Origin of the sequence: Paenibacillus glacialis (assembly GCF_001637205.1) — a bacterium.
Classification (GTDB): domain Bacteria; phylum Bacillota; class Bacilli; order Paenibacillales; family Paenibacillaceae; genus Paenibacillus_AQ; species Paenibacillus_AQ glacialis.
On sequence record NZ_LVJH01000030.1, the window covers coordinates 1 to 26087 of the forward strand.

Here is a 26087-nt window from a genome sequence, read left to right on the forward strand (position 1 = left end):
ACTTCATATTACAATCCATCAAATATAAGAAAGTATATATTTGACTTAATGCTCAATTATTCCTCTTGAATGGAGGTATTAAGGGTAGTCTTAACTTTTCCGAGGAATGATGAAACACGACGCAAGTAATCTCGAGAATGTTCTCGAAAGATGAGTTCATGATGACTATCATCGACAATCCAGACGGTCGAGAGTGGATTACTTTGGTTGGAAGCTAGCTTTTCGGCAATGCCAAAGGGTGCTTTCTCATCTAGAGTTCCGTGTATGAAGAAGATGGGAAAAGGATAATCCTCACTTTTTACTTGTTGATATGGAATTTGATTGAGGCTTGTTCCATTCAATACCGGAAACAGTAATTCTAATATTTCCAAAGATGGATGGCGAGGCAGAGCGATTTGGTTCTTAATATTGTGATATAACGTATCTGGTTCTAGTAGAAAGGTACTATCAAGAATCATAGCATCTACATCTTCTGTTTGCAGACCTGCTTGAAGTGCCGTGCCAGCTCCCATTGAGAAGCCCCATACGATAATCTGTCCTGCATCACGTTCTTTAGCAAGTTTAATAGCTCCTAGTAATTGCTGTGTTTCAATTTTGCCACCCGTTGCGACATCTTTATTGTACTCAGCTGCAAATCCATAGTCGAACATAAGCACATTATAATTAAGGCTGTGTGCATAATGAGCAAGATCATACATAGGAACCCATGACTCCTCACGATTAGCCCCATAGCCGTGACTGAACACAATGGTTCTTTTGGACCCTTCAGCAGGAATATACCAACCATGCATCACACGGCTATTATCGAGTGCAGGGAAAGTAACATTCTCATACGCCATAGATTTGGCAGCTAAGGGATTGGAATAGACAGGTGCAACCGTGGGATTGGATAATACCCAGGCAATGTAAGCATGTAGAGCAACGAAACAAAACAATAGGAAAAAGATAATCGATAGAATAAGTGCAACAATGATATGTTTAACACGAATGAATCGAGTTGTGGTCGGTTCGGCTAACTTTTGGATTGAACGAGATCCTGGGGCATTAGTCCTAGTTAATATGTTCATAAAAAAGCCCCTCCTTATAGGTCTTATTAATCGTATGCCCCATATTAATGAAAGTCAATGAAGTTGGGACAATTGTTAGCTAATTGTAATATGTAGACTTTACTCACGTTATTTCATATAATTATGTAACCATGTTTCACGTGATGAAACAACAAAGAGGGGCGATTCATCTTGGAAGATCGCAAATTAACGGTCCGTTCTGTAGAACGGGCGCTTGACATATTACTGTGTTTCACAAGAAATGATGATCTCGGACTGACAGAAATAGCAGTGCAGATTGGGCTTCATAAGAGCACGGTACATCGTCTATTGTCTACGCTCGAAGAGAGAGGGTTTGTTATTCGGGATGCTGCAACAGAAAAGTATCGTCTCGGAATGAAGATATGGGAACTATCCACGCATTTGTCACGAAGTGATGACCCAGCTATATTATTGCTGCCAGCAATGGAGAGAGTACGAGACCACTTAGGCGAAACCGTTAGCCTTTACTTACGTGAAGGTAAAGAAAGACTTCGTATTCAGGCGGTGCAGAGTAATCAAGCCATTAGGCGTGTAGCTCAGGTTGGTGCAAGACTCCCGTTGTATGTAGGTGCATCAAGTAAAGTCCTTGTGGCTTTTGCATCGACTGAAGAGCAAGAGGCGTTGTTGAATGATCCTGAATGGCCTTCATGGATTGATCGTGTAAGCTACATGGAACAGTTATATGAAATTCGGGAATGTGGATATGCGATGAGCTTTGAGGAAAGGGAGCCAGGAGCTGCGGCGATATCGGTCCCTATTGCGAATTGTCATGGCGTGGTGACGGCTGCACTGTCGGTATCGGGGCCAGTTAATCGACTTTCTATTGATACCCTTTATGAGTATGCACCTTATCTAATGGAAGCAGCACATGATATGGGATTAATGATTCAGTAGCTAAAAGACAAAAAGTAAGGATCAGCCAACACTAGCTATTTCTAGTGTTGGGCTGATCCTTATTTTATGCTCAAAACTTATAATCAGTACATGCAGAATATACAAGAAGGACAATCCGTTATCCTCGATGATCTATAGTACTTAAGTCACATTGCTCCAGTGGGATGACTTTGGTCTTCTTCACCCATCGATAACCGAACCAGATCATCAAAAAGAGTGGAATGCTGATATAGGATACGACAATGCCATACCAATCAATAGAATCACCGGTAAATGCTCCGAGGTTCTGTCCGAATATGGCGATTAGACATAGGATGAAAGCGAAGATCGGACCAGCTGGGAACCAACGTGCTATAAAAGGGAGTTCCTTAAGAGAATGCCCTTGAGCTAGAAATGCACGTCGGAAACGATAGTGACAGACGGATATAGCTAACCAGTTGATAAATCCGCACATGCCAGATGCATTCAGTAACCAGATGTAGACAACACCATCTCCGAAGAAGGAGGCAAGGAATGCAAGCATTCCAACGGAAGTTGTGAGGATCAGAGCATTAACTGGAATGCTACGTCGATTCAGCTTACCTAAAAATTTCGGTGCTAGTCCATTCTTGGCCATGGAATACAAGACACGTGTTGCTGCATACATACCTGAGTTGCCTGCAGAGAGGACTGAACTCAGGATAACGGCGTTCATGACCGCTGCGGCAAAAGCAAGTCCAGCCTTCTCGAATAATAGTGTGAATGGACTGACTCCAATGTTATTGAGATCACTGTTGAGTAGACTAGGATCTGTATAAGGGATAAGCATGCCAATAACAAAAATAGAGCAAACATAGAAAATAAGAATACGCCAAAAAACTTGTCGAATAGCACGGGGCACATTCTTGCGAGGGTTCTCGCTTTCACCGGCGGCAACACCAATGAGTTCTGTACCCTGAAATGAGAAACCTGCAGCCATAAATACCCCAACAAAGGCAAAGAATCCACCGTGGAATGAGGAGCCTCCAAGATTGAAATTCTTCAATCCAACGGATTCACCACCGATAATTCCGAAGATCATCAGAACGCCGAGGGTAAGAAAGACAATGACTGTAATAATCTTAATGATAGCGAACCAAAACTCTGATTCCCCAAAGCTTTTAGTAGATAAGAAATTCAATCCGAACATAATAAGTAGAAACAAGAGACTCCATAGAGCAGAAGGGCTGTCTGGGAACCAAAATTTGATGATGACAGTGGCTGCAGCGAGTTCTGCGGCAATGGTGATCGCCCAGTTATACCAGAAATTCCAGCCCACAGCAAAACCAAAGGCAGGACTAACAAATCTTGAAGCATACGTGCTGAATGAACCTGAGTCGGGAAGATAGGTAGCCAATTCACCAAGGCTATTCATCAGGAAGTATACCATCAACCCTACCGCAGCATAAGCTAGCAAGGCTCCACCGGGACCAGAAGAGGAAATAGCACTTCCACTAGCAAGAAAAAGTCCTGTTCCTATAGATCCACCTAAAGCAATCATAGTCATATGTCGTGCTTTGAGACTGGGCTTCAGTGAACCTTCAGTCTCCTTGTGATTCTTCATTAATCATTACACTCCCTCTACAAATTAAATGCCTTGTCATGGAAGGGAAGGAAGATAGCAAAAAAGACCGCTGGAATGGATTCCGGCGGTCTTATCAATAGATATCATAACAAATGCATGCTCTTATACAGAGAGCACATAATGTCTTCTATTTATATGATCCGCACCCAACTTCCATGAAAAGATAGCCCAACATAGCGTCCTATTGAAGGAAACTATGACAGTTCTGCCCCTATTCGGAAAACAGACCCAGCATACTTGGCTTGAAGCAGCCTATATACTTCGGCGAAAGGCGCCTTTCGATCGTGAATGATACGGCGGCTTCTTACGCCTCTTCACGGTCTACTCATCGCGGTTCGCGACCTCTACCTCATCTTTTAGTAGGATGAGGATATCTTTAATTGATTATACTGAACAATGTCTAAGTATAATCAATTGTTATGTTAGGATCAAATGGATAAATATTGAATTACGAGCGGGTACGCTTAGCCATCTGCTGCCATATCGTTCCGGCGGCTTCTTCACCAGACTCGATCCGTTCAAGAGCCATTTTGGCTTGTAAGCTGACTTCGAATTCAGGATCTTCAGCCGCTTCCTCAAGAGCTTGGCGTGCATCTTCTGTACCGACTTCATAAAGGAAGCGAGCAGCCCGCCAACGAACAAGTTTACTGCTGTCTTTCAACGTTTCAGTCATCGCCTTCGTTGCATGGGCATCACCGATGTCGGATAACGTGTCACCAGCTGTACGTCGTACAGCAGCAGATTTATCTTGCAGTGCAACGTATAACAGTTCCATTGCTTCTGGTGATTTCAAATCTCCAAGGTAGATGATAGCAAGACGACGGATTTGCATTTTTGGATCTTGAAGTGCAGTTCTAATGAAACGGATTCGTTCTGTTGAAGGATTCATACCGTCAAATGCGGCATAACGAATTCTCCAATCGTTATTCTGAAGCGCTTCTTCAAGCTCTTGATCGCTGAGTTCGGTACGTTTCTCCATGAACTCTTCGTCACTAGCGCCATGTGCAATGGCCTGCTGAATGACTTTCTCGAGACGTTCAGGAGGATAGGCTGCTTCAAGTTCTTGCTCTACTTCACGTGCAATCTCCTCTAATTCACCATAACGGACACCATAATCAGAAAGCTTACGTTCCTTAATCATGGTTGCTATGGCAACAGCGGTTACCGCCTGAGTGAACCGTTCAGATAAAGCAATACGTTCTTCTCGACCAGCAGCCTTCACACGAATTTGCATGGGGATACTGCGGAAGTACTGCACCAGAACTTCAGCTTCACCGTAATGTTCGCCTGACTGGGTATCAACTTCTAGCCATGTCGTTGTCATGTCATCCTGTCCGAGGCGCTCCTGTACTTCGCCCAAGATGGTGGACCAATCTGCGTTACCTTTACGTTCGAGAGCTGCAAAATCTGTGGTGTGGAATACGCTTTTGACACCAGAAATATGGAGCATTTCTCGTATCCATACCGGTGCAGAACGTTCATTATCTAACGTATATGTTTTTCGTAACCCAGTCTCTATAGTTTCATCCAAGTGGAGCTTCATCGTATTGGGACTTGGTGTTGGTTCAATAAATGTGATCTTCATAATGATAATCAACCTCCTCTTCTACGTTATTTTACCTCATTTAATAAGAAAACCAAAAATAAGATTTCTGAGTGACCGTAATTCAATAAATGGTTATAAAGGGATGTTTTAAGGACAATCGCTAGAAACAAATTGTTTTGGGAGATTACTCGAATTTTGTCGACCCTTGCTGGAATTTGATGGATGGGATATAATCGATCTTAATGAGTAAATGTTCGTGAACAAATACAATTACAGAAAAGAGCACACTATTTCGAAAGAATAGGTCGCAAAGCTATAGGGGCTACCGCTTGTGTCTATGCAGGTTATGCCAGCCAGTTACCTGTCATCGCAACGCTAATAAATAAGATGACATTGGTGGATGAGAGTTTTACCTCATCCTGTAGAGAAATTTTCTTCTAACAAGGGAAGTACTCTCTGCAATGTCATCTTTATCTTGCTTTCACAGTGGTAATTGTTACCTTTAAAGGAGGTAAAATGTTTAAGGGTTAGGTTCTAATACATTACATAGCCATCAAGAATATATATTATTTAGGAGGAGAAACATGAGAATTAATTTGAAAAAGTGTACAACCCTGTTGCTGACGACAATGTTATGCTTCTCGACTTTATCGGCCACTGCAGGTGCGGCGGGTCGCCCCACAACAATGGCACCAAACGGAATCGTTACAACTCCGCATTATCTGGCATCTGCGGCAGCATTGGAAGTGCTTGAAGATGGCGGTAACGCTGTAGACGCGGCAATCGCGGCGCAAGCAGCGCTCGCGGTTGTTTATCCCCACTATACAGGTTTAGGTGGAGACGCATTCTGGCTTATTTATAACGCAAAGACAAAAGAAGTAAAAGCATTAAATGCGAGTGGTCGCTCAGGTGAGAAGACGACGATTGATTTCTACAAACAAAAGGGTTTTGATGTAATCCCTTCCCGCGGCTACTTGGCGGCAAACACAGTTCCAGGAACAGTGTCTGGTTGGGGAGAAGCTTACAAATACGCGAAAAAATCGATGGGTAATTCCATGGATCTGGACAACGTGCTTGAGCGTGCCATTCAGTACGCTGAGAAAGGTTATCCGGTGACACCGAATCAAGAGTCATGGACGAAAAGCGCCATCGACACAAAGGATAAAGAATTGAAAAACTTGCAGCGTTTTGAAACGTTCCGCAAGACGTTCTTGAAGCCTAACGGTGAACCATACAAAGCAGGCGAAATACTTGTGCAAAAAGATTTGGCGAACACGCTGAAGACAATTGCAGATAAAGGTACAGACGCATTCTACAAAGGCAATATCGGGAAGAAGATCGCAGCTGATATTCAAGCTAACGGAGGTTCCTTGACGTACAATGACTTTGCTAACCACAAAGCGGATTGGGTGAGCCCTATTTCCGTGGATTACCGTGGATACAAAGCATACAATGTACCGCCTAACTCCCAAGGTATGGCATCATTATCTATTTTAAACATTTTAAACAACTTTGATCTGAAGAGCATGGGCGAAGGCTCAGCTGACTACTATCATGTTATGGTTGAAGCGACGAAGCAAGCATTTGCGGATCGCGATAAATGGTTAACTGATCCGGAGTTTGTTAAAATTCCAGTTGACCAATTGTTATCCAAAGAGCACGGTAAACAAATGGCTGAGCGCATCGACATGAAAAAAGCCGCGGAAGCAGTTAAACCACTTGATCCTAAAGGTGATACTGTATGGTTAGGTATCGTAGATAAAGACGGCAATGCCGTATCCGTCATTCAAAGCCATTACTTTGACTGGGGCGCAGGTGTTGTGGCAAAAGATACAGGGGTTCTGTTACAGAACCGCGGAAGCTTTTTCTCCTTGGATAAGAGCAACATCAACCACTTGGAGCCCAAGAAGCGCACGTTCCATACACTGAACCCTGCGATGCTGTTGAAAGACGGCAAGCCGTATATGCTATACGGTACACAAGGTGGGGAGGGACAACCTCAAACACAAGCAGCACTTGTAACACGCTTCGTAGATTTTGGCTTCAGTGTGCAGGATGCTATTGAAGCGCCAAGATGGCTGCATGGCCGTAACTGGGGAGATTCTGCTAATGATTTGAAGATGGAAGGACGTATCCCGCAATCCGTTATGGATGAGCTTGTCCGTCGTGGTCATCCAGTGAAGAAGATTGACAATTACACGGACCAAGTGGGTCAATCCGGTATGATTGTTATCGAACCGAAAACTAACGTGAAATTCGGTGGCGCTGACCCTCGTGGTGAAGGCGCGTCTATTGGGTATTAATCCTATAAAATAATGAAATCGACAACGGGGATAACGTTCGGAAATTTCCGGACCTCCCTAGTTGTCTCCTCTAAAATATACGCATATGAGACATCATGACACCCATACACCCTCCGACAACACATGCCGTACAGCTTAATTAGAGATTTCAATGGATAAGGTGGAGGAATAATAAATGAAAGAATCTGTCGAACAAAGTTCGGCTTCCAAGGCTAAGGGTCTGATACTGATACGTAATCTCTTTACAGGCAAGTTAAAAAATAAGCTAATCGCTTGGTTTTTGGTCGTTTCGTTTATTCCTTTAATTTCAACATCCTTGTACGTCTACTACACGGTTTCGACTAAATTGATTGAGAAACAAAATGATTCCTACGTTTCTCTCGTACAGAGTAAAGCTAACACGATGGATATGTTCTTACGGGAACGCATGTCTGAAATACAGCTGCTGGCAACAACGTCAGATATTCGTTCAGACGATAACACACAAAAAATGAAGTATATACAGTCGTTAACAAAGACAACAGACAAGTACGACGGCAACACCTTTATTGGTGCGGACGGCCTTGTGAAAGCTGATACATTTGAAAAAAGCGTAGGTATTGACTTGGGGAGCCGTCCATTTTTCAAAAATGGACTGGAAGGAAAAGTAACGTACACGGATGTTATTCTAGCAAAGACGACGGGCCAACGCTCCATTATTATGGCCGCTCCAGTTAAACAGGCTGACGATCGTGTCAAGGGTGTTCTGACTGGACTCGTAAACTTTGAAGGATTTACGTCCGACATTTTAAAAGATTTGTACATTGATAACGGTGTTGGTTATCCGATTGTCGTGGACAATCAAGGGAAAATTCAGCTTCATCCGAATAAAGAGCTGATCGGCAAGACAGTCAAAGAAGCAAAGTTGACAAATGGTTTAGCTGATATCTTAGCTGGAGTCAAAGCGGAATCGACTTCCTATGTATATAATGAAGCAGGGAAAAATTATTCAGTTGCATACGCGCCTGTGCCAACGACGGGTTATAGCCTGTACTTGCACATTCCGGAAGACTCGATTACAGCAGCAGTTTCCTCCATCAAAACGAATGTGACGATAATTGTTCTGCTTGTAAGCTTAGCGGTTATCTTTATTGCGATCGTTATAGCACAACAAATTACGCGGCCAATTGTCGCGGTAGCATACGCAGCTGAACGTGTATCGAAGGGCGATCTAAGCCAAGAAGCGTTGCAAGTGAAAACGCATGATGAAGTTGGCAAGCTGACAGGGGCCGTCAATACGATGATTACGACTCTGCGTGGCTTCATTCTGCAAGTGAATCGAACGGCCCAAGACGTGGCTACGTCCGCAGAGGAGTTGTCTGCCAACGCAGAGCATACGAGTAAGGCTACCGAGCATATTGCGATGGCGATTCAAGATGTGGCTGACGGAACGGAGAAGCAACTGAAAAACGTTGAAGAGAGCGTACACTCAATTCGGGAGGTAGCAGAGGGTGTACAGCAAATTGCGACTAACGCGCAAAGTGTAGCAAACTCTGCTTTGACAGCATCCGAAAGTGCCGATATCGGCAATCAGGCCATTCAAGTGGTTATGAATCAGATGGAATCTATTCACGTTACGGTAAACTCCATTAACGATACGATAAAGCGGCTAGGCCAACGATCTGCTGCAATTGATAATATCGTTAAGGTAATGTCTGATATTGCGGGGCAAACGAACTTACTCGCTCTTAATGCAGCGATCGAAGCGGCTCGAGCAGGCGAACATGGACGAGGATTTGCTGTAGTAGCCGGTGAAGTGCGGAAACTGTCTGAGCAATCGGGAGAGTCAACCAAGCAAATTACGGAGCTAATTGAAGCGATTCAAAGTGAAACGACAGTAGCCATCGAATCTATGGAGCAAGGCACACGCGAAGTAGCCGTAGGTATCGATGTTGTTAACCAAGCGGGCGCATCTTTTAATGAAATTATGCAATCGGTACTGCAAGTGACAACTCAAATTCAAGAGGTTACGGCTTACTCGATGCAAATGAATAAGAGCACCGATTACGCTGTCGAGCAAGTGAACTTTATTACGAATGTGGCGGAGAAATCGGCTGAGGGGACGCAAGATGTGTCTGCGGCGACCGAAGAACAGTTGGCTGCGATGGAGCAAGTCAGCTCTTCGGCACAGTCGTTGGCCAAGATGGCAGAAGATCTACAAATATATTTACGGCAATTCAAAGTATAATTAAGGAAAAAAAGTGATCGGGTAACAACAAAAACAGCTCATTCCTTGTTAGAGGATGAGCTGCTTTTGTTGTAGTAATGATAAATCCGGAGGCAAGAAAGCGGAATTAACTGTAATTCCATGATTACACTTCGAAAAGGTGCTCCATTTATGGTATGATGGGGGAAGTTTAATTTGAAAGGAATGGATTATTTCATGATCAGTACAAGCGGCGTGACACTCCGTTATGGAAAACGCGCACTTTTTGAGGATGTAAACATAAAATTCACACCAGGCAATTGTTACGGTCTTATTGGAGCGAACGGTGCAGGTAAATCAACTTTTCTAAAGATTCTTTCTGGAGAGATTGAAGCGAACTCAGGTGATGTTCATATGACTCCGGGAGAACGCATGGCGGTTCTTAAACAGAACCATTATGAATATGACGAATTCCCAGTTCTTGAGGTTGTTATTATGGGTCATATTCGCCTATATGAGATTATGAAAGAGAAAGATTCGCTCTATGCTAAGACAGACTTCACAGAACAAGACGGACTTCGTGCTGGTGAACTGGAAGGCGAATTTGCAGAATTGAATGGTTGGGATGCTGAGCCAGATGCTGCAGCACTCTTGATCGGTCTTGGTATTCCTCGTGAACTTCACGATAAGAAGATGACAGAGCTCAGTGGTAATGAGAAGGTACGTGTATTGTTGTCCCAAGCGTTATTTGGTCGTCCTAATAACCTTCTTCTCGATGAGCCTACCAACCATTTGGATCTTGAATCTATTGGCTGGTTGGAGAATTTCTTGATGGATTATGAAGGTACTGTTATTGTCGTATCCCATGACCGTCACTTCTTGAACAAAGTATGTACGCAAATTGCGGATATCGACTTCGGTAAAATTCAGATGTACGTAGGTAACTACGACTTCTGGTATGAATCCAGTCAGCTTGCTTTACGCTTGTCACGGGATTCTAACAAGAAGAAAGAAGAGAAGATGAAAGAACTACAAGCGTTCATTCAACGTTTCTCCGCGAATGCATCTAAGTCCAAACAAGCAACTTCTCGTAAGAAACAGCTAGAGAAAATTACATTGGATGATATTCGTCCGTCTAGCCGTAAATACCCGTTCTTACATTTCAAGCCGGAACGTGAGGCAGGTAAGCAACTTCTTACTGTTGAAGGTTTGAACAAAACGGTTAACGATGAAGTCGTGCTTGACGGTGTAGGCTTCGTAGTCAATAAAGGGGATAAGATTGCTTTTGTCGGACCAAACAGTCTGCCTAAATCCACATTCTTTGATGTTGTGATGGGCGAGCAAACCGCTGATGCTGGTGAATACACATGGGGGATCACGACAACTCAAGCCTATTTTCCTAAAGACAACTCCCGTTATTTCGATGGCGTGGACATGAATTTGGTGGATTGGCTTCGTCAGTATTCCCAAGACCAAGATGAAACGTTCCTACGTGGTTTCCTTGGACGCATGCTGTTTGCCGGAGAAGAAGCGTTGAAGAAAGCAAGCGTGCTTTCTGGTGGAGAAAAGGTTCGTTGTATGTTAGCGAAGATGATGCTTAATGGTGCCAATGTACTCGTGTTCGATGAACCAACGAATCACTTGGATTTGGAATCCATTACAGCACTTAATAACGGACTTACTGATTTTGACGGGACGATTCTTTTCACATCCCATGACCATCAGTTCATTCAGACGATTGCGAATCGGATCATCGAGATTACTCCGAACGGAATAATCGATCGCTCAATGAGTTACGATGAATATTTGGAGAACGAAGAGGTTAAAGCGCTTCGGGAACAAATGTACCCTGTAGAAAAATAGTCTGAAAGTAGTAAGTCTTTAGCATGTGAATGGTGACCCGTAAGTTGTACACTTTGAAAAAAGTGACCACCTTACGGGTCACTTTTTTGTATTAATTATAAGTGAGTTGATAAGTATCACATTTAGTTGATCTGTCAGATAGTAAAAGAAAGCGTTTTTTCGTAAACTTAATGCAGTCGGATAAAGCAGAGGGGGACACGACATGGCACAGCTTTCCGTGAAAACGGTGGAATCAAAGCCACCGCTAAAGCGGCCTACAAGCAGATTTACAACGTTCATGAAACAAATTGATTTACAATTAATGGTACTACCGGCACTTGCGCTTATTATTCTCTTCAGTTATGTTCCTATGTATGGGATTATGATTGCATTTCAGGATTATAAAGTAGGCAATAGTTTCACTAGTAGTCCATGGGTTGGATTTAAGCATTTTGCTTATTTCTTTAATTCACCAGATTTTGCCTTAGTTATGAAGAATACAATCGTTATCAGTTTGTTGAAATTCTGTATCGGATTTCCGGCACCGATCATTCTAGCTTTAATGCTTAATGAAGTTCGTAGAATGAGATTTAAACGAATTGTACAGACAGTTACTTACTTGCCTCACTTTATGTCATGGGTTATTATCGGCGGACTTGTTGGTTCGATGCTCGCGACAGACAATGGTAGTATTAATATGCTACTACAAAAGTTGAATTTGATTAATGAACCGATTAACTTTCTATCGGTACCCGAATATTTCAAAACGATTCTGGTATCAACAAATATTTGGAAGGAAATCGGATTTGGATCCATTGTTTATTTGGCAGCCATCGCCGGAGTTGATCCTAGCTCGTATGAGGCGGCTTCGATAGACGGAGCCAGTCGGTTTAAACAGATATACCTGATAACGCTTCCATCAATTATGCCAGTTGTTTCAATCTTCATGATTCTAGCAATCGGGAACTTGTTGAGTGCTGGATTTGAAGATATTCTCGTTCTCGCACCGAATCCCGCGCTTAGGGATGTATCAGATGTCATCGATACTTATGTCATACGAGTCGGGGTAAACAATTACCGATATTCCTACGCTACTGCCGTGGGTCTATTCAAAGCTGTTATTAGTGTAGGATTACTCACAATCGCTAACTTTGTGGCGAAGAAGTCAGGTAACAGTCTATGGTAATTATGACACAAGTAAAGGAGGTACATAACTGATGCGCGACACTAAAGGCGATCGCATTATGATAATATCCATCTATGCAATTCTAACTATCTTAGCTGTTTCAACGCTTTATCCGTTTCTGAATGCGCTTGCGGTCTCATTCAATGTGGGGTCAGATACTTCTAATGGAGGGGTCACAATTTGGCCTCGGAAGTTCACGTTGGAGAACTATAGCCTCGTCTTCAAGGATGAACGTTTAATGAATGGGTTTTATGTATCTGTGTTACGTACGGTTGTTGGTACTGTAACTGCAATATTGGCGACAGCTATTTTCTCTTACGGTATGTCGAAGAAAGAATTGGTAGGCCGTAAATACTATATGGTCCTGTGTATCATCACGATGTACTTCTCTGGAGGTCTCATTCCGACGTTCCTGTTGATGCGCAATCTTGGCTTGATGAACTCATTCTGGATATTCATTATTCCTTCGCTAATTGGCGTATGGAACATGATTATATTTCGTACATTCTTTCAGGCATTACCTTCTGGATTGGAAGAGTCAGCAAAGATGGATGGATGCGGAAACTGGGGGACCTTATTTCGGATCGTATTACCGCTATCGGGTCCTGTCATAGCTACATTAGGGTTGTTTACAGCTATATCGCACTGGAACGAATGGTTCCTTGCTAGTATCTACCTTTCGAAAGATGATTTGATGCCAATTCAGACCATCTTGAAGCAAATACTAGCTTCTAATATCGTATCAGAGCAATCCTCTAGTCTAGATGCAGCATCTTTAGCACGTATGCAGTCTGCAAAGACGATTACAAGTAAATCTTTATCTATGGCGACAATGATGGTAGCAACACTGCCGATTGTTTGTGTATACCCTTTCGTTCAGAAGTATTTTGTAAAAGGGGTACTCGTAGGTTCTTTGAAAGAGTAGTAGTACTGTGAGAATGGAACGAGGATTTTTCAAACTTTAGTTTGGAGCCTAGTGCTTTAAACATAAATAAAGAGATTGAAAGGGGAAAACAAGGGGATGAAGAAAAAAACAAAGTTGGTTGGCAGCGCTTTATCAACCGTGATGGCTCTATCTTTAGTTGTTGGATGTTCAAGTAATAGCGGAAACGCTGAACCAACGAAGGAACCAGCAAAAGATGGTAACAAGGTAGAGACAAAGGCTGAGGAATCTCAGAAGTATGAATTGGGTAAAGAACAACTAGACATTACGTTGTTTGGTAATTATCCATGGTACGCAGCGACTCCTAAGTGGGGATCAGACGAAGTAACAAAATGGGTTCAAGATAACAAGAAGGTTACCGTTACTGAAGTTCCAAACGGGGGGAATAATGTTCAGAAGCTTAATACAATGATAGCATCTGGCGACCTTCCAGATATCATTTGGGGCGAACGTGGTACCGATGTAGAACGTTTACGTGAGGCTGGTTTGCTTGTGCCTTTGGATGATTATATCGACAAATATCCTAACTTGAAGAAATGGTTGGATCCAATGGCACTTAATATGCTACGTTCACCAGATGGTAAGCTATATACGTTCCCTAACTGGTATACGAATCGTCCTAATGGTAACGCTGGTTGGGTTGTAAATAAGAAAATTTACAACGAGTTGGGCAAACCGAAATTGGAAACGACGGATGATCTATACACTTATTTGAACTTGGTTAAGGAAAAATATCCAAAAGTTATTCCTTTTGAGACTGATCTAGCATCAGAAGGTCATGGTATCGACCAGTTGTTCTCAGCTTTCAAAGAAAGCAATCTTAGCTTCACAAGATTCTATGCGGTACCAGATGGCGATAAGATGACTTCAATTTATAAAGACCCAGGGTTCAGAGAATCCGTTGTTTACGCTTCGAAGTTGTTCCGTGAGAAGCTGATGACGCAGGACGCGATGACGCAAACACGTGATCAAGTCCAAGAGAAACTCAACAACGGAAAAGTAGCAGTATATGCTGCTACTAACGCTACTCTATATTCAAGTCAGGGCCATGCTGAACTCGTGAAGAGTGATCCTGAGGCAGGTTACTTTATGGTTAAACCAATTCACAAGGATGGTTTAGATCCAAGCAAGATTTATCCAGGTACCTATAATAAACTTGGATGGAACTCCGCTGTCATTACGACAAGCGCTAAAGATCCAGAAGCAGTCTTTGCTTTCCTTGATTATTGGACCGGTCCTGAAGGTATGACGTTACAGATGTGGGGAACTGAAGGTGGTTACTGGAAGGGTCTAGACGCTGATGGTGTAACTCCTATATTTACAGACAAAGTTAAGTCTGAACCGCAAGAGTTGGCAAAATATCAGGCTAAAATGGATCCATTAATGTGGGTAGGTAATACGGTGTTTGTTGATGATATCAAGGGTAAATTCCAAACAACTTTAGCTGAAAGTGAACGTGACTGGTCAACATACTGGCAGTATGTAGTCACTTGGCCAACACAAGGTGATGCGACAGAATTCATCGATTTATACCCACAACCAGAAAGTGAAGAAGGCATCGCGTTCCAACGTGCTAAAGATATTTGGTTGAAGGTAAGAGCGCAGACATTGTATGCGAAGACAGACGAAGAAGCGCTTGCAATGCTTGATAAAGCACACGATGATTCGATGAGTGCTGGATTCGATAAAGTACTTGTAAAACTTGCAGAAAAATGGCATAAGAATAAGGCAATAATGGAAGGTAAGTAAAGTAAGCAAGGTGTACTGAGGGGACCCATAGGGTCTCCTTTTTATTTAGATGTATTTGTTAGGTGAGTATTTCTATTTCTAGGACAGAACTTTCGAACAGATACTACGATTATGAATATATTATTTGGAAACTTCTGGTCCAAATGATGCTAGAGACGTTATACTTAATTAAAGAATCGAATGAGCCTTTTAGGAGGGTTATGAATTCATGTATAAAGTGTTGTTGGCAGATGACGAGCTTCTAGATTTAGAAGGAATGAAACAGTTCATTCCCTGGTCAGAGTTGGGTCTGGTAGTGGTAGGAGCCGTAAATAATGGGTTCGCGGCTTGCGAAGTAATGGAGAAGCAATCCATTGATATTCTTGTTACAGATGTGAACATGCCGAATATGTCGGGTTTGGAACTGGCCAGAATCGCTATTGATAAGAAACCAGATGTACGTATCCTTTTTGTAAGCGGATATCAGGACTTTCATTATGTTAAACAAGCATTGTCTATGAAGGCATGTAGTTACTTACTTAAGCCTATGGATGATGATGAACTCATTTTATCTCTACGGCAAATCGTTCAGGATCTTGAAACAGAGGAGAAACGACGAGAAGAGGAAGAGCAATATTATCATATGAAGCCGATGGCTAGAAATGATCTATTGATCCGTTTGCTTCAAGGCGAGCTCACATGGGAACGACCTGATGGTATAGCAAAAATTGCTGTGTCCTATGGTTTGGATAAGCTTGCAGGCCCACTTCGTACAGCTGTGTTGGAAATGGATGATCTGGAATGGATGCAGTATGGGGACACACAATCGGCCACTGCCACTGGGCAAAATCTTGAAGTACTACTGAAAGAAATAAATGAAGTGATCCTTGGTCACGAAATGGGATATTGTTTCAGGTTGTCACGACAACGTGTTGCTGTTGTAATGCATGGGCAAGGGATGAATGATAGAGTTTATGCAATGTTTGAAGAAGTGACCTCCAGATTATCCTTTTCAGTGACAATTGGACTGGGAGAGCCCGTTCAAGACGTGTCACAATTACCGACTTCATATAAGCAGGCTCTAGAAGCATTGGATGGTAAAATATTCTTTGGAAAAGGGGACTTAATCAACTATGAGGACGTCCGCCGAGCACCAGAGTTAAGTGATGCCAAAACACTGGATATTCGTTTGGATGCCTTATTCAAAGCTATGTCTGAGTATAACTTAGTAGGTATTCATGATGAGATTGAAAATCTGTTTCAAACCGTATCCACATTACGCTCAAGAGCTACTATTTATAATTTAGCTATGTATATCATCTTTAAGCTAGATCAATATTTACATACACTGGATGAAGATTTGTTCGAAATGCTGGGGATGGAGCTTCATAGTCTCGATATCGTATTGAAATTTGAGATGATGGGAGATATCCGTTCATGGTTAGTACGTAAAGTTTTTGAGATCTCGGAAAAGATACGTCAAAGGGAAAACTCAAAAAATAGCAAGTTAATTCGGGAGATTATGAATATTATAAGAGAACGGATACAGGAGAACATTACACTAAAGGATATTGCCCAGCAATTTTTGTTTTCTCCTAATTATCTGGGACATTTATTCAAGGAAGAGGTGGGTAAAAGTTTCAGTGAGATACTGACCAGCATGAGAATGGAACGGGCACGCGAATTGCTTAAAGATCCGACTTTAAAAATATATGAAGTTGCAAATCTGGTAGGATACCGATATATTCCTTATTTCAGCAGGCAATTCAGAGAAGCTTACGGTATGACACCAATGGATTTCCGAAAAAGAGAGTAACGAGGGATGCATAAGATGAGAACTCCAGTTCAACCGAAGAAACCGAAGTATATTCCGTTCGGTTACAAATTGATGCTTACTTATCTTGTATTTGTTATTATACCTGTTATTGCTATTGGTTTTTTCTCTCATTCTATGTACCAAGACTCTATTCGCCAACAGACTAGGAGTAACATTCAGGGAACGTTGTTACAAATTCGGGACAACATCGAGTACAAGATGTCGGATGTAGAAAGAGTATCGTCGATGCTGTATCAGGATTATTATCTCAACTTACAGCTTCGCATCAAGGATGAGGGCTGGGAAAGTTATGAACGATTGGTAAATATCATATTACCAAAGTTTGATATTGCCATTAATGCTACAGGCGTTAATATTGCGATGTACTTATTTTTGAAAAATGAGAGTTTCCCAGAAATGTATACAAGTGAAAATCCAGTGTTATTGGAACGCGACTATAATTTGTATCAATTCAATCGGATCAAGGATAAACCTTGGTATAAGAATTTTCCTGAGGAGAAATATGGTGGTACAAAGGTATGGAAGAGTGTAGAGCTTGATAGTGAATTCAATCGTATTTCACTACTCCGCCGGTTAGTAGATAACGTAAGTCCTTTGAGATTGAAAGAAACTGGATTTATGAGACTTAGTGTCAGCATAGATGAGCTCTTTCAATCGGTTGATTATCGTAAAATCGGTGAGGGTAGCATATTAGTGGTTAAGGATGAACATGGAAAAGTCATGTATCAGTCTGGAATTTTACCTAATGATTTCGCTTATGACACGATTAAGGACACTGAGTACTTGACTATTAAGGAAAATATGAAAGGGCCATCATGGGAATTAGTAGCTTATGTTCCTATGACCATTATGGAGAGAGATTCTGCGAAAGTACGGATGTTCTTAATTCTGTTATGCCTCATTTGTTTGATTGTATTTACTATTGCAGGGATGTTTATTTCTCGGTATTTTTCGATTAGGGTAACCAAAATTGTATCTGTGCTCAATGCGTTCCGCGAAGGGGATTTGCATAAGCGCATGGGGTATAAGGGCAAAGACGAATTCTCCCAAATTGCTCTAGCTCTCAATGAAATGGGACACAATATTGATCAATTGATCGAACAAGTATATGTGACCCAACTTGAGAAAAGGGAGTTGGAGTTAGAGTCACTCCAAGCGCAGATTAATCCTCATTTCCTGTATAACACGCTTTCTTCGATTAGTAGGTTGGCCAAATTCGGTGAGATCGACAAGTTACATCGTATGGTTCTAGATCTAGCTAAGTTTTATAGGCTATCATTAAATGAGGGACGGACTGTGATCCCGGTTCGTAGTGAATTGGAACAAGCACAAGCGTATATAAACATTCAGACGACCAAGTTTGGGGAAGCGGTATCCATCTATTTCGATATTGATCCAGACATTATTAAATACGAAACCATTAAATTAATATTACAGCCATTTATCGAGAACGCGTGTGAACACGCATGGTTTGGCGATTCGATTCATATTCGGATTGTAGGAGAACTGGAAGGGAATAATATTGTATTTAAAATCATTGATGATGGTATTGGGATGTCTCCGCTATTAATTAAACAAATTTTTGATCCTGTTGAAGGATTGAACACGGGTTATGGCATCCGTAATGTGAATAGTCGGATTCAGCTTCACTTTGGTTCAGAGTATGGCGTAACGATTGGTAGCAGACCGGGTATTGGGTCCACGGTAAAAATTGTGATCCCAGCACAGCTCCCGAATAGAAAAAAGCGGACTTGAAAATGGAGATTAAATCGAAGGTAAATACATTGTAAATGAAAAAGATGACTTCTGAGTATGAGTATTCAGGAGCCATCTTTTTTCATATTGTGTTCTATCTAAAGAAGGAGACTTATGAACCACCCGTACGACGACGTTGGTTAGTCGGCTTTATGTTGTTCTGACTTTTTAATGTTTTGCCAGAACCAGCTTGAAAGGTATTCGCGTTACCTGAGGCAGCTTGTTGTTTCTTCTGCTCAAGTTTTTTTCGAATGGCATCAGCCAGACTGACTTTTTTTACTTCTTTATTTTCGCTCATATGAAAACCTCCCTTTGGGCGTGTGTATTCATTTTAATCGTTTTTAATTATCTCTACAAGGGGGAGTATGCTCATGCTCCTGATGAAGACAATTTCGTTGGTCTAGTCTCAAAAAGAATACGTTTATTCAGATAAGGAAAAGATGGTTGGTAAATGCAAATGAAGGAGTTGTACAAGGGCTTGGATATTTATGAAGAGATACGTAAAGGAGAAAGAGGAGCATGGGTTAGTATTGGTGCATATCTCATTTTGTCTGCGCTCAAATTAGTGAGTGGTTATGTATTTACTTCTAGCGCTTTATTAGCTGACGGAGTAAATAACGTAACAGATATCGTTGCATCCGTAGCCGTATTAATTGGTCTACGTATTTCACAGAAACCACCGGACTCGGATCATGCTTATGGACATTTCAGAGCCGAGACCGTAGCAGCACTTATAGCTTCTTTTATTATGGCTTTGGCTGGTGTTCAAGTTATAGTAGAAAGCGTGAAGACATTTTGGAAAGGTGAACAAATGGAGCCCCCGAGCTTATGGTCTGCTGGTGTGGCTCTCCTATGCGCCATCGCGATGTTTGGGGTTTACCTGTACAATCGTCGCTTAGCGGAACAAATTAATAATAATGCTTTGATGGCTGCTGCCAAAGATAATCTTTCTGATGCTATGGTAAGTGTCGGAGCGACGGTGGGGATTGTAGGTGCGCAGTTTGGATTACCTTGGCTTGATAGCATAGCAGCATTTGTGGTGGGAATAATCATCTGTAGGACCGCCTGGGGTATTTTCAAAGAATGCACATATAGTCTTACGGATGGATTCGATCAAAACCAAATTACGGATTTACGAGGTACAATAGCTTCTGTTTCAGGGGTAGAAGGGATCAAGGATGTGAAAGCACGGGTTCACGGTAGTCGTATACTTGTAGATGTGGTGATTGAAGTACAATCTAACTTAAGTGTTACTGAAGGACATCAGATCACGGACTTAATTGAAGAACAAGTGAAGAAAGAGCATAACATCATGCAAGTTCAGATTCATGTAGAGCCCAAATAAGGGAAGCACGCTATGAGCAAACAGGCATAAAGTTATATTTATAAATATAGAAAGGGTGTCTTCCAATTGAGAAGATACTCTTTTTTAGGTTTACCTGTTGGTTATTTTCGACAGCGCTATGACTGTGAATAGGAAGAATTGTATTCCCTTTAGTGATAAAAGGTTCTTTTTTCTGTTATAGTTGAGGCATTAAGTAAAAGATTTATTTTTGTTTGAAAGGAGAGAAGTAATGCGGATTGTTAGACGAATGATTGTTACAGTGTTGTTATTGGTAATTGCGCTGGTTGTTGCAGTTATAGTCTATATCAGACCAGAAAAAGAACTAGATATGAGCTACGAACAAGTGGATATGAAAGTTAAAGTGTGGAACATGGTGAAGAATCGAGTACCTGAAATTGAATTAACAAGGGAAGAAATGAATCATCTTGCAAAGAAAAAAATGGTAGAGGCTCTCACAACTACGGATACAAACGTAAAAGTTACAGGGGTGGAGTTTAGCATTCATGAAGAAGAATTGGAAGCAAAATTCAATGGCAAATGGGGCGTGATTCCTTTTGGAGGAACATTAAACTTTCATATGAAATCTAATGGCAGTGACCTGATACTAGAGCATACATCGACCAGAATTAGACAAATTGAAATACCATCTTCACGATGGTCCTTAGCTCCAATAACCGTCTCTTTAAACGAATATGTACCTAATTTAGTGGGAGTAGATCATATTAATTTTAAAACGGATAGCATCGTGCTTTTCTTTAAGATAGATTGGTTAGCTATACCGCCATTTTTACTTGATCTAAAATAATGCATAACAATCAAAGAACCCCAAATCGTTAGTGTAACAACTATTCGCAATGGAGGTTGCTGCTGCAACACCGTTCCTTCTTCATATTTAGTTAAATGTAGGATATTTTCTCTGTTTCCTTCATAAGGATTAGGAGAATTCTATGTGACGTTCCGTCTTGGTGCATCCTTGTATTCGGTATTTAACCTAGGATTTTAAAAATGAACAATCCAGATTTGGATGATTTAAAAAAGCCAGTTCTACTTAGAGGACTCCTGTTTCGCACTTTTGGAGAAGGAGTAACTAAGAGCAATAAATAATATAAATTAAGAACGTAAAAGGAGCGATTGTACTATGATCGAAATTAGTGTCGTTATTATAGCTGTTGCATTTGCAGTACTTGTTGTATTTCTTATAAATACGCTAAGAGCAGCTACGAAATCATTAGAGAAAACAACTCAGACCTTGCAGGAAGTTCAGATGACGATTGAAGAATTGGGTTATGAAGTGAAACAAACCGTTAGACACGCGAATGATATTACCGTTGATTTACAATCGAAGATGAAACAAATTGATCCCGTGATAGAATCTGTACACAATCTAGGCGAAGTATTAAGTGAAGTTACATATGCAGCTAAGCAACTCTCGAGTACTGTGATGGATAAAATGATGAAAAAGAACAATACACCGCCTGCTTCTAACGTACCACCAAGTACGGCTGAACAACGTACAGTGAAATCTTATACAACTGTAAGTGAGACGAAGGAATCAAAAGCAACAAGTTGGATAAAGTACGTTGATGTCGCAGCTGGAATATGGCAGAGGTTTCGCCGTTAAGGAGATTTTGAAAATGTGAGGTAATCCACATCTTCGCTTTCATTATGGTAATGCGTAGATGCTTAGGTGGTAGTTGACGCAAAAAATAGCCAGCTTAGATAAGCCGGCTATTTTTGCGAACGAATGGATTAATATTTTGTCGCGTTCAGCTCATGTTGAATATCTTTAGCTGCATCTGTGGAAGTATCCTTAATTTCTTGAGTAGCATCAGCTATTTCTTCTGATACATTAGAAGCAGAAATTTTTACCGTATCTATGATGTTATGAGAACCTTCAACAATACTTTTAGCAACGTCAGAAGATTTGGTAGAGACGGTCTTAGCTATTTCGGTTGCCTTATCGCCTACAACACATGCAACTTCTTTTGTTTTGTCAGTAACGAGAGATAACTTCTCACTGAGATCTCCGCGTAGCTCATTACCTGGTTTGGGAGCAAACAATAAAGCTGCTGCTGCACCGATTAATCCACCAATTAACGCCCCTTTGAAGAACGTGCTATTACTTTGTACTGGATAGTTTTTTTCTTCTGGACTCATACTAAATCACTCCTAAATTTATAATTTTTTAATAGATATTAAGTATATCCTATATTTAGGTGGTTTGTCTGAATAAACGACTGATTAGACTTAAAAGGAAAACGAAAATGGCTGTTCCCAAAATAAATCCCCACATCATGATTTGGGGAACCAACACTTACTAGAGGCGGGTACAGTACAAAGATTTGAATATCAAAGGAAGTAGTAGTGAAGGGGAATCATAATTTATTCTGGTGGATCTTCCCTAAACCGACACATTGTGAATATAAAAGAAAGAAGGAGGATGTCCCAAACCATGTGGTAATGGTTTTGGGACATCCTCCTTCTAATATAATCATTACGATTGACGGCGTAATCGTCCGAGTTCTAATACAAGAGACTCAACTTCCGAAATGCTAAGGTTACTCTTTTTCATGACTAACTCATATACATCTTGAATATCCTCATACTGTTCTACTGAAAATGCGGAAGCTTGCATAGCGGCTCCACTTGCCATTCTTAATTTTGTTTTAATCTCTTCAATCATATATTCGATGTTCTCAGGCGTTTTATTTGATAAATCCATTAGATGGACCATCCTCTCTTGGTATAAAATATGCTTCCTGTATTGTAACATGTCACACACACTCACTACCATTATCTCTTATTAAAGGCTTCGGAATATGGAAATTTAAATTAAATGGTTTCAAGATCGTATAATTTGATTAATAATACTTATGAAGAGACGCAGAAAGAAGGATTAATTATGGGAAAAATAATATGCGATGGAAATACAATTTGTTATAAGGATCAAGGTCAGGGAGAGCCCCTAGTGCTTCTGCATGGATTTTGTGGTAGTTCGGAATATTGGGATCAAGTAGTGCCGTTGTTATCAGAGCGTTATCGTTGTATCGTACCTGATCTTCGCGGTCACGGTTTTTCGGATGCCCCAATGGGAGCCTATACGATTGAACAAATGGCTGATGATGTTGTTCAATTGTTGGATGCATTGGAACTTACGAAAGTGACACTCTTAGGTCATTCACTAGGGGGATATATTACCCTTTCGTTCGCTCAACGATATGCTTCTCGACTGAATGGATTCGGACTCATTCACTCTACAGCTTTCCCTGATAGTGAAGAGGCAAAGGAGAAGCGATTACTCGCAGTAAGAGGTATTCAGTCTAACGGGATCACACCGTTTGTAGATAAGATGATTCCAAGTCTCTTTGCGCCAGATCATATAAATACTCATCCAGAATGGATACATCTAGCTAAAGAAATTGGATATAAAACGCCTCCACAGGGTGCCACTGGAGCAGCAATGGCGATGCGTGAACGTCCGGATCGTCGAGAGGTTCTGTCGGCAACGGTTCTTCCAGTATTACTTGTTGCGGGAGAGAAGGATGGTATTATTTCGCCAGAGAAGACATTTACCGTGGACCAACCTAAGGTGACTCAGGTAACGATTACAGACGTAGGACATATGAGTATGTTGGAAGCACCTGATCAGTTGGCTGAGACTATTGTAACTTTTTTGGATAAGGTCAAAGCTAACTAGTATTGTATAATGAATATCAAATCATTCAAAGAAACCCGAAGGCATTGCGCTTTCGGGTTTCTTCCTCGAGCAGTGTTACTGGCATTGCTTGTGGGAATGACTTACAATCGAAGATAAGTAGAAAAGAGTCTCGAAAATGTGAAATTTCAAGGAGGGTATACATGTTTCGTAATGATTACATTCTCAGAATGGTTGAAGAAATGACCCAAATGATCTCCAAAGTATTTGATTTGAAAAAAGAACGAAAACATACTGAGGCCCTTTGGGAAATAGATGAATTACTTAGTAGGGAGTTCCCCCTTAATTCACGTCTGTTGAATTCGTTACCAACAGAAGAGATCACGGAAATGTTTCGTTTTGGTACGACGGTTGAATCAGATAAGTTACAGGGTGCAGCGTATCTTTTGAATGAAGAAGGAAAGATATATATGGATTCGGGTCAAATAGATGAAGGCTTAACCCGATTTATGAAATCATTACATCTTTATTTGGTTGCGGAACTTCATGGTGCGAATAAAGAGCTGATCCAACTTCCGAATCAGGTTGATAATCTTTTGAATCAGCTCAAAGACTATCGTCTTCCGCTAAAAACGGAAACCTTGTTGTTTCACTATCAAGAGAAGAATGGGTGTTATGCTGAAGCAGAGAATGCATTGTTTCGTCTCTTAGAACGAGATGGAATAGATCCAGTTGAGGGGCTCGCTTTCTACGAACGGCTTCAGGGTGAAGAGGATGAAAGACTGACGCAGGGAAGACTCCCGCGGGCAGAGGTTGTGGAAGGGTTATATGAAATGCAGCGAAGAATCCAGTAATAATGATTTGGATGAGTCAACCGAATATGGTATTGTAACGGATAAGACAACTTTAGAAAGTGAGATGTACTCTTTTGGAATCATTACGCAAACTTATTTACCAGGTGATTAACGACTCTTCCATGATTACGGCCACGATAAGCCAACTTCGTAAGAAAGAAGGCATTTCATATACCAAAGTACAGATTAAACCGGTAGAACTGAAAAAAGTGCTTCGTTACCAATTTGCTTATTACTACAGTAACAAGATTGTCCACAAGAATGCTACGGAAGAAGAAGCGATTACGCTACTTGAAGAACTTTTTGAGCAGACTTTTCGTCAAGGCCTTATCTGTACCTCAGAAGCGGATTATCAAATACTCATTAGTAAGAAGTTCAAAGTATCGATCTTGACCAAATCCCCTTCTAGGAGTGAGGTTGATTTGTCACATAATCGCAAGAAGCAATATGTACTTGAAGAGGGACAACCGATTCCCTTTTTAGTAGAACTCGGGATAATGAACGAAGATGGTAAAGTGTTAGCCCGCAAATATGATAAGTTCAAACAAATAAATCGTTTTTTGGAAATGGTTGAGGATGTCCTTCCGAGCTTGCCAGAAGATCGTCCATTGACTATTCTGGATTTCGGCTGTGGTAAATCCTATTTAACATTTGCCCTCTATCATTATCTAGCTATTCAGGAACGAAGAACGTTGAATGTTGTTGGACTTGACCTGAAAGCGGATGTTATAGAACATTGTAATCTGCTTGCTAGTAAGCTAGCTTATAATAATCTAAGATTTCTCGTTGGAGACATTGCGGACTACAATGAATTAGACAAAGTCGATATGGTCGTCACGCTTCATGCTTGCGATACAGCAACGGATGCTGCGCTTGAGAAGGCCGTTCGCTGGGATGCTTCAGTTATATTATCTGTACCGTGTTGCCAACATGAAGTATTCACTCAAGTAAAGAACCCCCTATTAGATCCACTTCTATCACACGGGATATTGAAAGAACGGTTCTCTGCACTAGCGACAGATGGCGTACGAGCGAAGTTGCTAGATCTGATGGGTTATCGTACGCAACTGTTAGAATTTATTGACATGGAGCATACCCCTAAGAATATCCTCATTCGTGCTGTCAAAGGAGATAGCGGGGATCGCAATCAGTTATGGAAGGAATACACGGAATTCCGTGACTTTCTTCATATATCGCCATATTTAGAAAAGGTCTGTGTAGATCTGTTACCTATATAGATTGAACTAAAGACGAACCCCTATATTCATGATTCTCTTTAGAAATGATTGAACTTGTGAGCGCGAACTTTAGTTCAATCTATAT

The 26087-nt window shown here is 41.3% G+C and carries 21 protein-coding genes and 2 riboswitches; of the genes, 15 read left to right on the forward strand and 6 right to left on the reverse strand.

Annotated features, from left to right (window positions below):
* Window positions 1-56: 56 nt before the first annotated feature.
* Window positions 57-1067, reverse strand: coding sequence for an alpha/beta hydrolase (locus PGLA_RS17150; RefSeq protein ID WP_068535136.1), 1011 nt, complete (start codon window positions 1065-1067; stop codon window positions 57-59).
* A 171-nt stretch (window positions 1068-1238) separates the two neighbouring features.
* On the opposite strand from PGLA_RS17150, the gene PGLA_RS17155 reads away from it, so the two are divergent.
* Complete coding sequence (locus tag PGLA_RS17155) at window positions 1239-1982, forward strand: IclR family transcriptional regulator (protein WP_068535139.1); 744 nt, start codon at window positions 1239-1241, stop codon at window positions 1980-1982.
* A gap of 118 nt (window positions 1983-2100) precedes the next feature.
* Here the strand turns inward: PGLA_RS17155 and PGLA_RS17160 are convergent, their stop codons facing one another.
* Both PGLA_RS17160 and PGLA_RS17165 read right to left on the reverse strand, forming a co-directional pair.
* Entirely contained in the window at window positions 2101-3564 is a 1464-nt protein-coding gene (locus PGLA_RS17160; RefSeq protein WP_068535142.1) for an amino acid permease, read from the reverse strand.
* A 177-nt stretch (window positions 3565-3741) separates the two neighbouring features.
* A riboswitch (Lysine riboswitch) is annotated at window positions 3742-3940 on the reverse strand.
* Between the two features lie 93 nt (window positions 3941-4033).
* Window positions 4034-5170: a virulence factor gene (locus PGLA_RS17165; RefSeq protein WP_068535145.1), complete on the reverse strand. Its 1137-nt coding sequence runs from the start codon at window positions 5168-5170 to the stop codon at window positions 4034-4036.
* 232 nt (window positions 5171-5402) lie between these two features.
* A riboswitch (cyclic di-GMP riboswitch) is annotated at window positions 5403-5496 on the forward strand.
* Between the two features lie 219 nt (window positions 5497-5715).
* Here PGLA_RS17165 and ggt point away from each other — a divergent pair.
* From ggt to PGLA_RS17205, 8 genes are all read left to right on the forward strand, one after another.
* The gene (ggt, locus tag PGLA_RS17170) at window positions 5716-7434 is read left to right on the forward strand and encodes a gamma-glutamyltransferase (protein WP_068535149.1); all 1719 of its coding nucleotides are present in this window, start codon (window positions 5716-5718) and stop codon (window positions 7432-7434) included.
* A gap of 175 nt (window positions 7435-7609) precedes the next feature.
* Window positions 7610-9661: a methyl-accepting chemotaxis protein gene (locus PGLA_RS17175; protein ID WP_084411200.1), complete on the forward strand. Its 2052-nt coding sequence runs from the start codon at window positions 7610-7612 to the stop codon at window positions 9659-9661.
* Window positions 9662-9856: 195 nt separating this feature from the next.
* On the forward strand, window positions 9857-11482 hold the full coding sequence (locus PGLA_RS17180; RefSeq protein WP_068535251.1) for an ABC-F family ATP-binding cassette domain-containing protein: 1626 nt from the start codon (window positions 9857-9859) through the stop codon (window positions 11480-11482).
* A 202-nt stretch (window positions 11483-11684) separates the two neighbouring features.
* Window positions 11685-12647 carry an ABC transporter permease gene (locus PGLA_RS17185; protein WP_068535152.1) on the forward strand — a complete coding sequence of 321 codons (963 nt, stop codon included), beginning with the start codon at window positions 11685-11687 and terminating at the stop codon, window positions 12645-12647.
* A 31-nt stretch (window positions 12648-12678) separates the two neighbouring features.
* On the forward strand, window positions 12679-13572 hold the full coding sequence (locus PGLA_RS17190) for a carbohydrate ABC transporter permease (RefSeq protein ID WP_425415401.1): 894 nt from the start codon (window positions 12679-12681) through the stop codon (window positions 13570-13572).
* A 96-nt stretch (window positions 13573-13668) separates the two neighbouring features.
* The gene (locus PGLA_RS17195; protein WP_068535158.1) at window positions 13669-15339 is read left to right on the forward strand and encodes an extracellular solute-binding protein; all 1671 of its coding nucleotides are present in this window, start codon (window positions 13669-13671) and stop codon (window positions 15337-15339) included.
* A gap of 208 nt (window positions 15340-15547) precedes the next feature.
* On the forward strand, window positions 15548-17134 hold the full coding sequence (locus PGLA_RS17200) for a response regulator (protein WP_068535160.1): 1587 nt from the start codon (window positions 15548-15550) through the stop codon (window positions 17132-17134).
* 15 nt (window positions 17135-17149) lie between these two features.
* On the forward strand, window positions 17150-18910 hold the full coding sequence (locus tag PGLA_RS17205) for a cache domain-containing sensor histidine kinase (protein WP_068535254.1): 1761 nt from the start codon (window positions 17150-17152) through the stop codon (window positions 18908-18910).
* Between the two features lie 112 nt (window positions 18911-19022).
* On the opposite strand, the gene PGLA_RS17210 is transcribed toward PGLA_RS17205, so the two are convergent.
* Window positions 19023-19208: a hypothetical protein gene (locus tag PGLA_RS17210; protein WP_068535164.1), complete on the reverse strand. Its 186-nt coding sequence runs from the start codon at window positions 19206-19208 to the stop codon at window positions 19023-19025.
* 153 nt (window positions 19209-19361) lie between these two features.
* Between PGLA_RS17210 and PGLA_RS17215 the strand changes: the two genes are divergently transcribed.
* The 3 genes from PGLA_RS17215 to PGLA_RS17225 all read left to right on the forward strand — a co-directional run bounded on the left by PGLA_RS17215 (window position 19362) and on the right by PGLA_RS17225 (window position 21876).
* Entirely contained in the window at window positions 19362-20255 is an 894-nt protein-coding gene (locus tag PGLA_RS17215; RefSeq protein WP_281197403.1) for a cation diffusion facilitator family transporter, read from the forward strand.
* Window positions 20256-20484: 229 nt separating this feature from the next.
* Window positions 20485-21060 (forward strand): hypothetical protein, encoded by a 576-nt coding sequence (locus PGLA_RS17220; protein ID WP_068535168.1) that lies wholly within the window; start codon window positions 20485-20487, stop codon window positions 21058-21060.
* A gap of 333 nt (window positions 21061-21393) precedes the next feature.
* Entirely contained in the window at window positions 21394-21876 is a 483-nt protein-coding gene (locus PGLA_RS17225; RefSeq protein ID WP_068535171.1) for a DUF948 domain-containing protein, read from the forward strand.
* A 128-nt stretch (window positions 21877-22004) separates the two neighbouring features.
* On the opposite strand, the gene PGLA_RS17230 is transcribed toward PGLA_RS17225, so the two are convergent.
* Together PGLA_RS17230 and PGLA_RS17235 are read right to left on the reverse strand one after the other, a co-directional pair.
* A complete protein-coding gene (locus PGLA_RS17230; protein ID WP_068535174.1) occupies window positions 22005-22412 on the reverse strand; it encodes a YtxH domain-containing protein in 408 nt (135 codons plus the stop codon).
* A 337-nt stretch (window positions 22413-22749) separates the two neighbouring features.
* On the reverse strand, window positions 22750-22977 hold the full coding sequence (locus PGLA_RS17235; RefSeq protein WP_068535177.1) for a DUF1128 domain-containing protein: 228 nt from the start codon (window positions 22975-22977) through the stop codon (window positions 22750-22752).
* 180 nt (window positions 22978-23157) lie between these two features.
* Between PGLA_RS17235 and PGLA_RS17240 the strand changes: the two genes are divergently transcribed.
* The 3 genes from PGLA_RS17240 to PGLA_RS17250 all read left to right on the forward strand — a co-directional run bounded on the left by PGLA_RS17240 (window position 23158) and on the right by PGLA_RS17250 (window position 26002).
* The gene (locus PGLA_RS17240; protein WP_068535258.1) at window positions 23158-23952 is read left to right on the forward strand and encodes an alpha/beta fold hydrolase; all 795 of its coding nucleotides are present in this window, start codon (window positions 23158-23160) and stop codon (window positions 23950-23952) included.
* A 161-nt stretch (window positions 23953-24113) separates the two neighbouring features.
* Window positions 24114-24764: a DUF6483 family protein gene (locus PGLA_RS17245; RefSeq protein WP_068535180.1), complete on the forward strand. Its 651-nt coding sequence runs from the start codon at window positions 24114-24116 to the stop codon at window positions 24762-24764.
* A gap of 74 nt (window positions 24765-24838) precedes the next feature.
* Window positions 24839-26002, forward strand: a complete 1164-nt coding sequence (locus PGLA_RS17250; protein ID WP_068535184.1) for a class I SAM-dependent methyltransferase — start codon at window positions 24839-24841, stop codon at window positions 26000-26002.
* Window positions 26003-26087 lie beyond the last annotated feature (85 nt).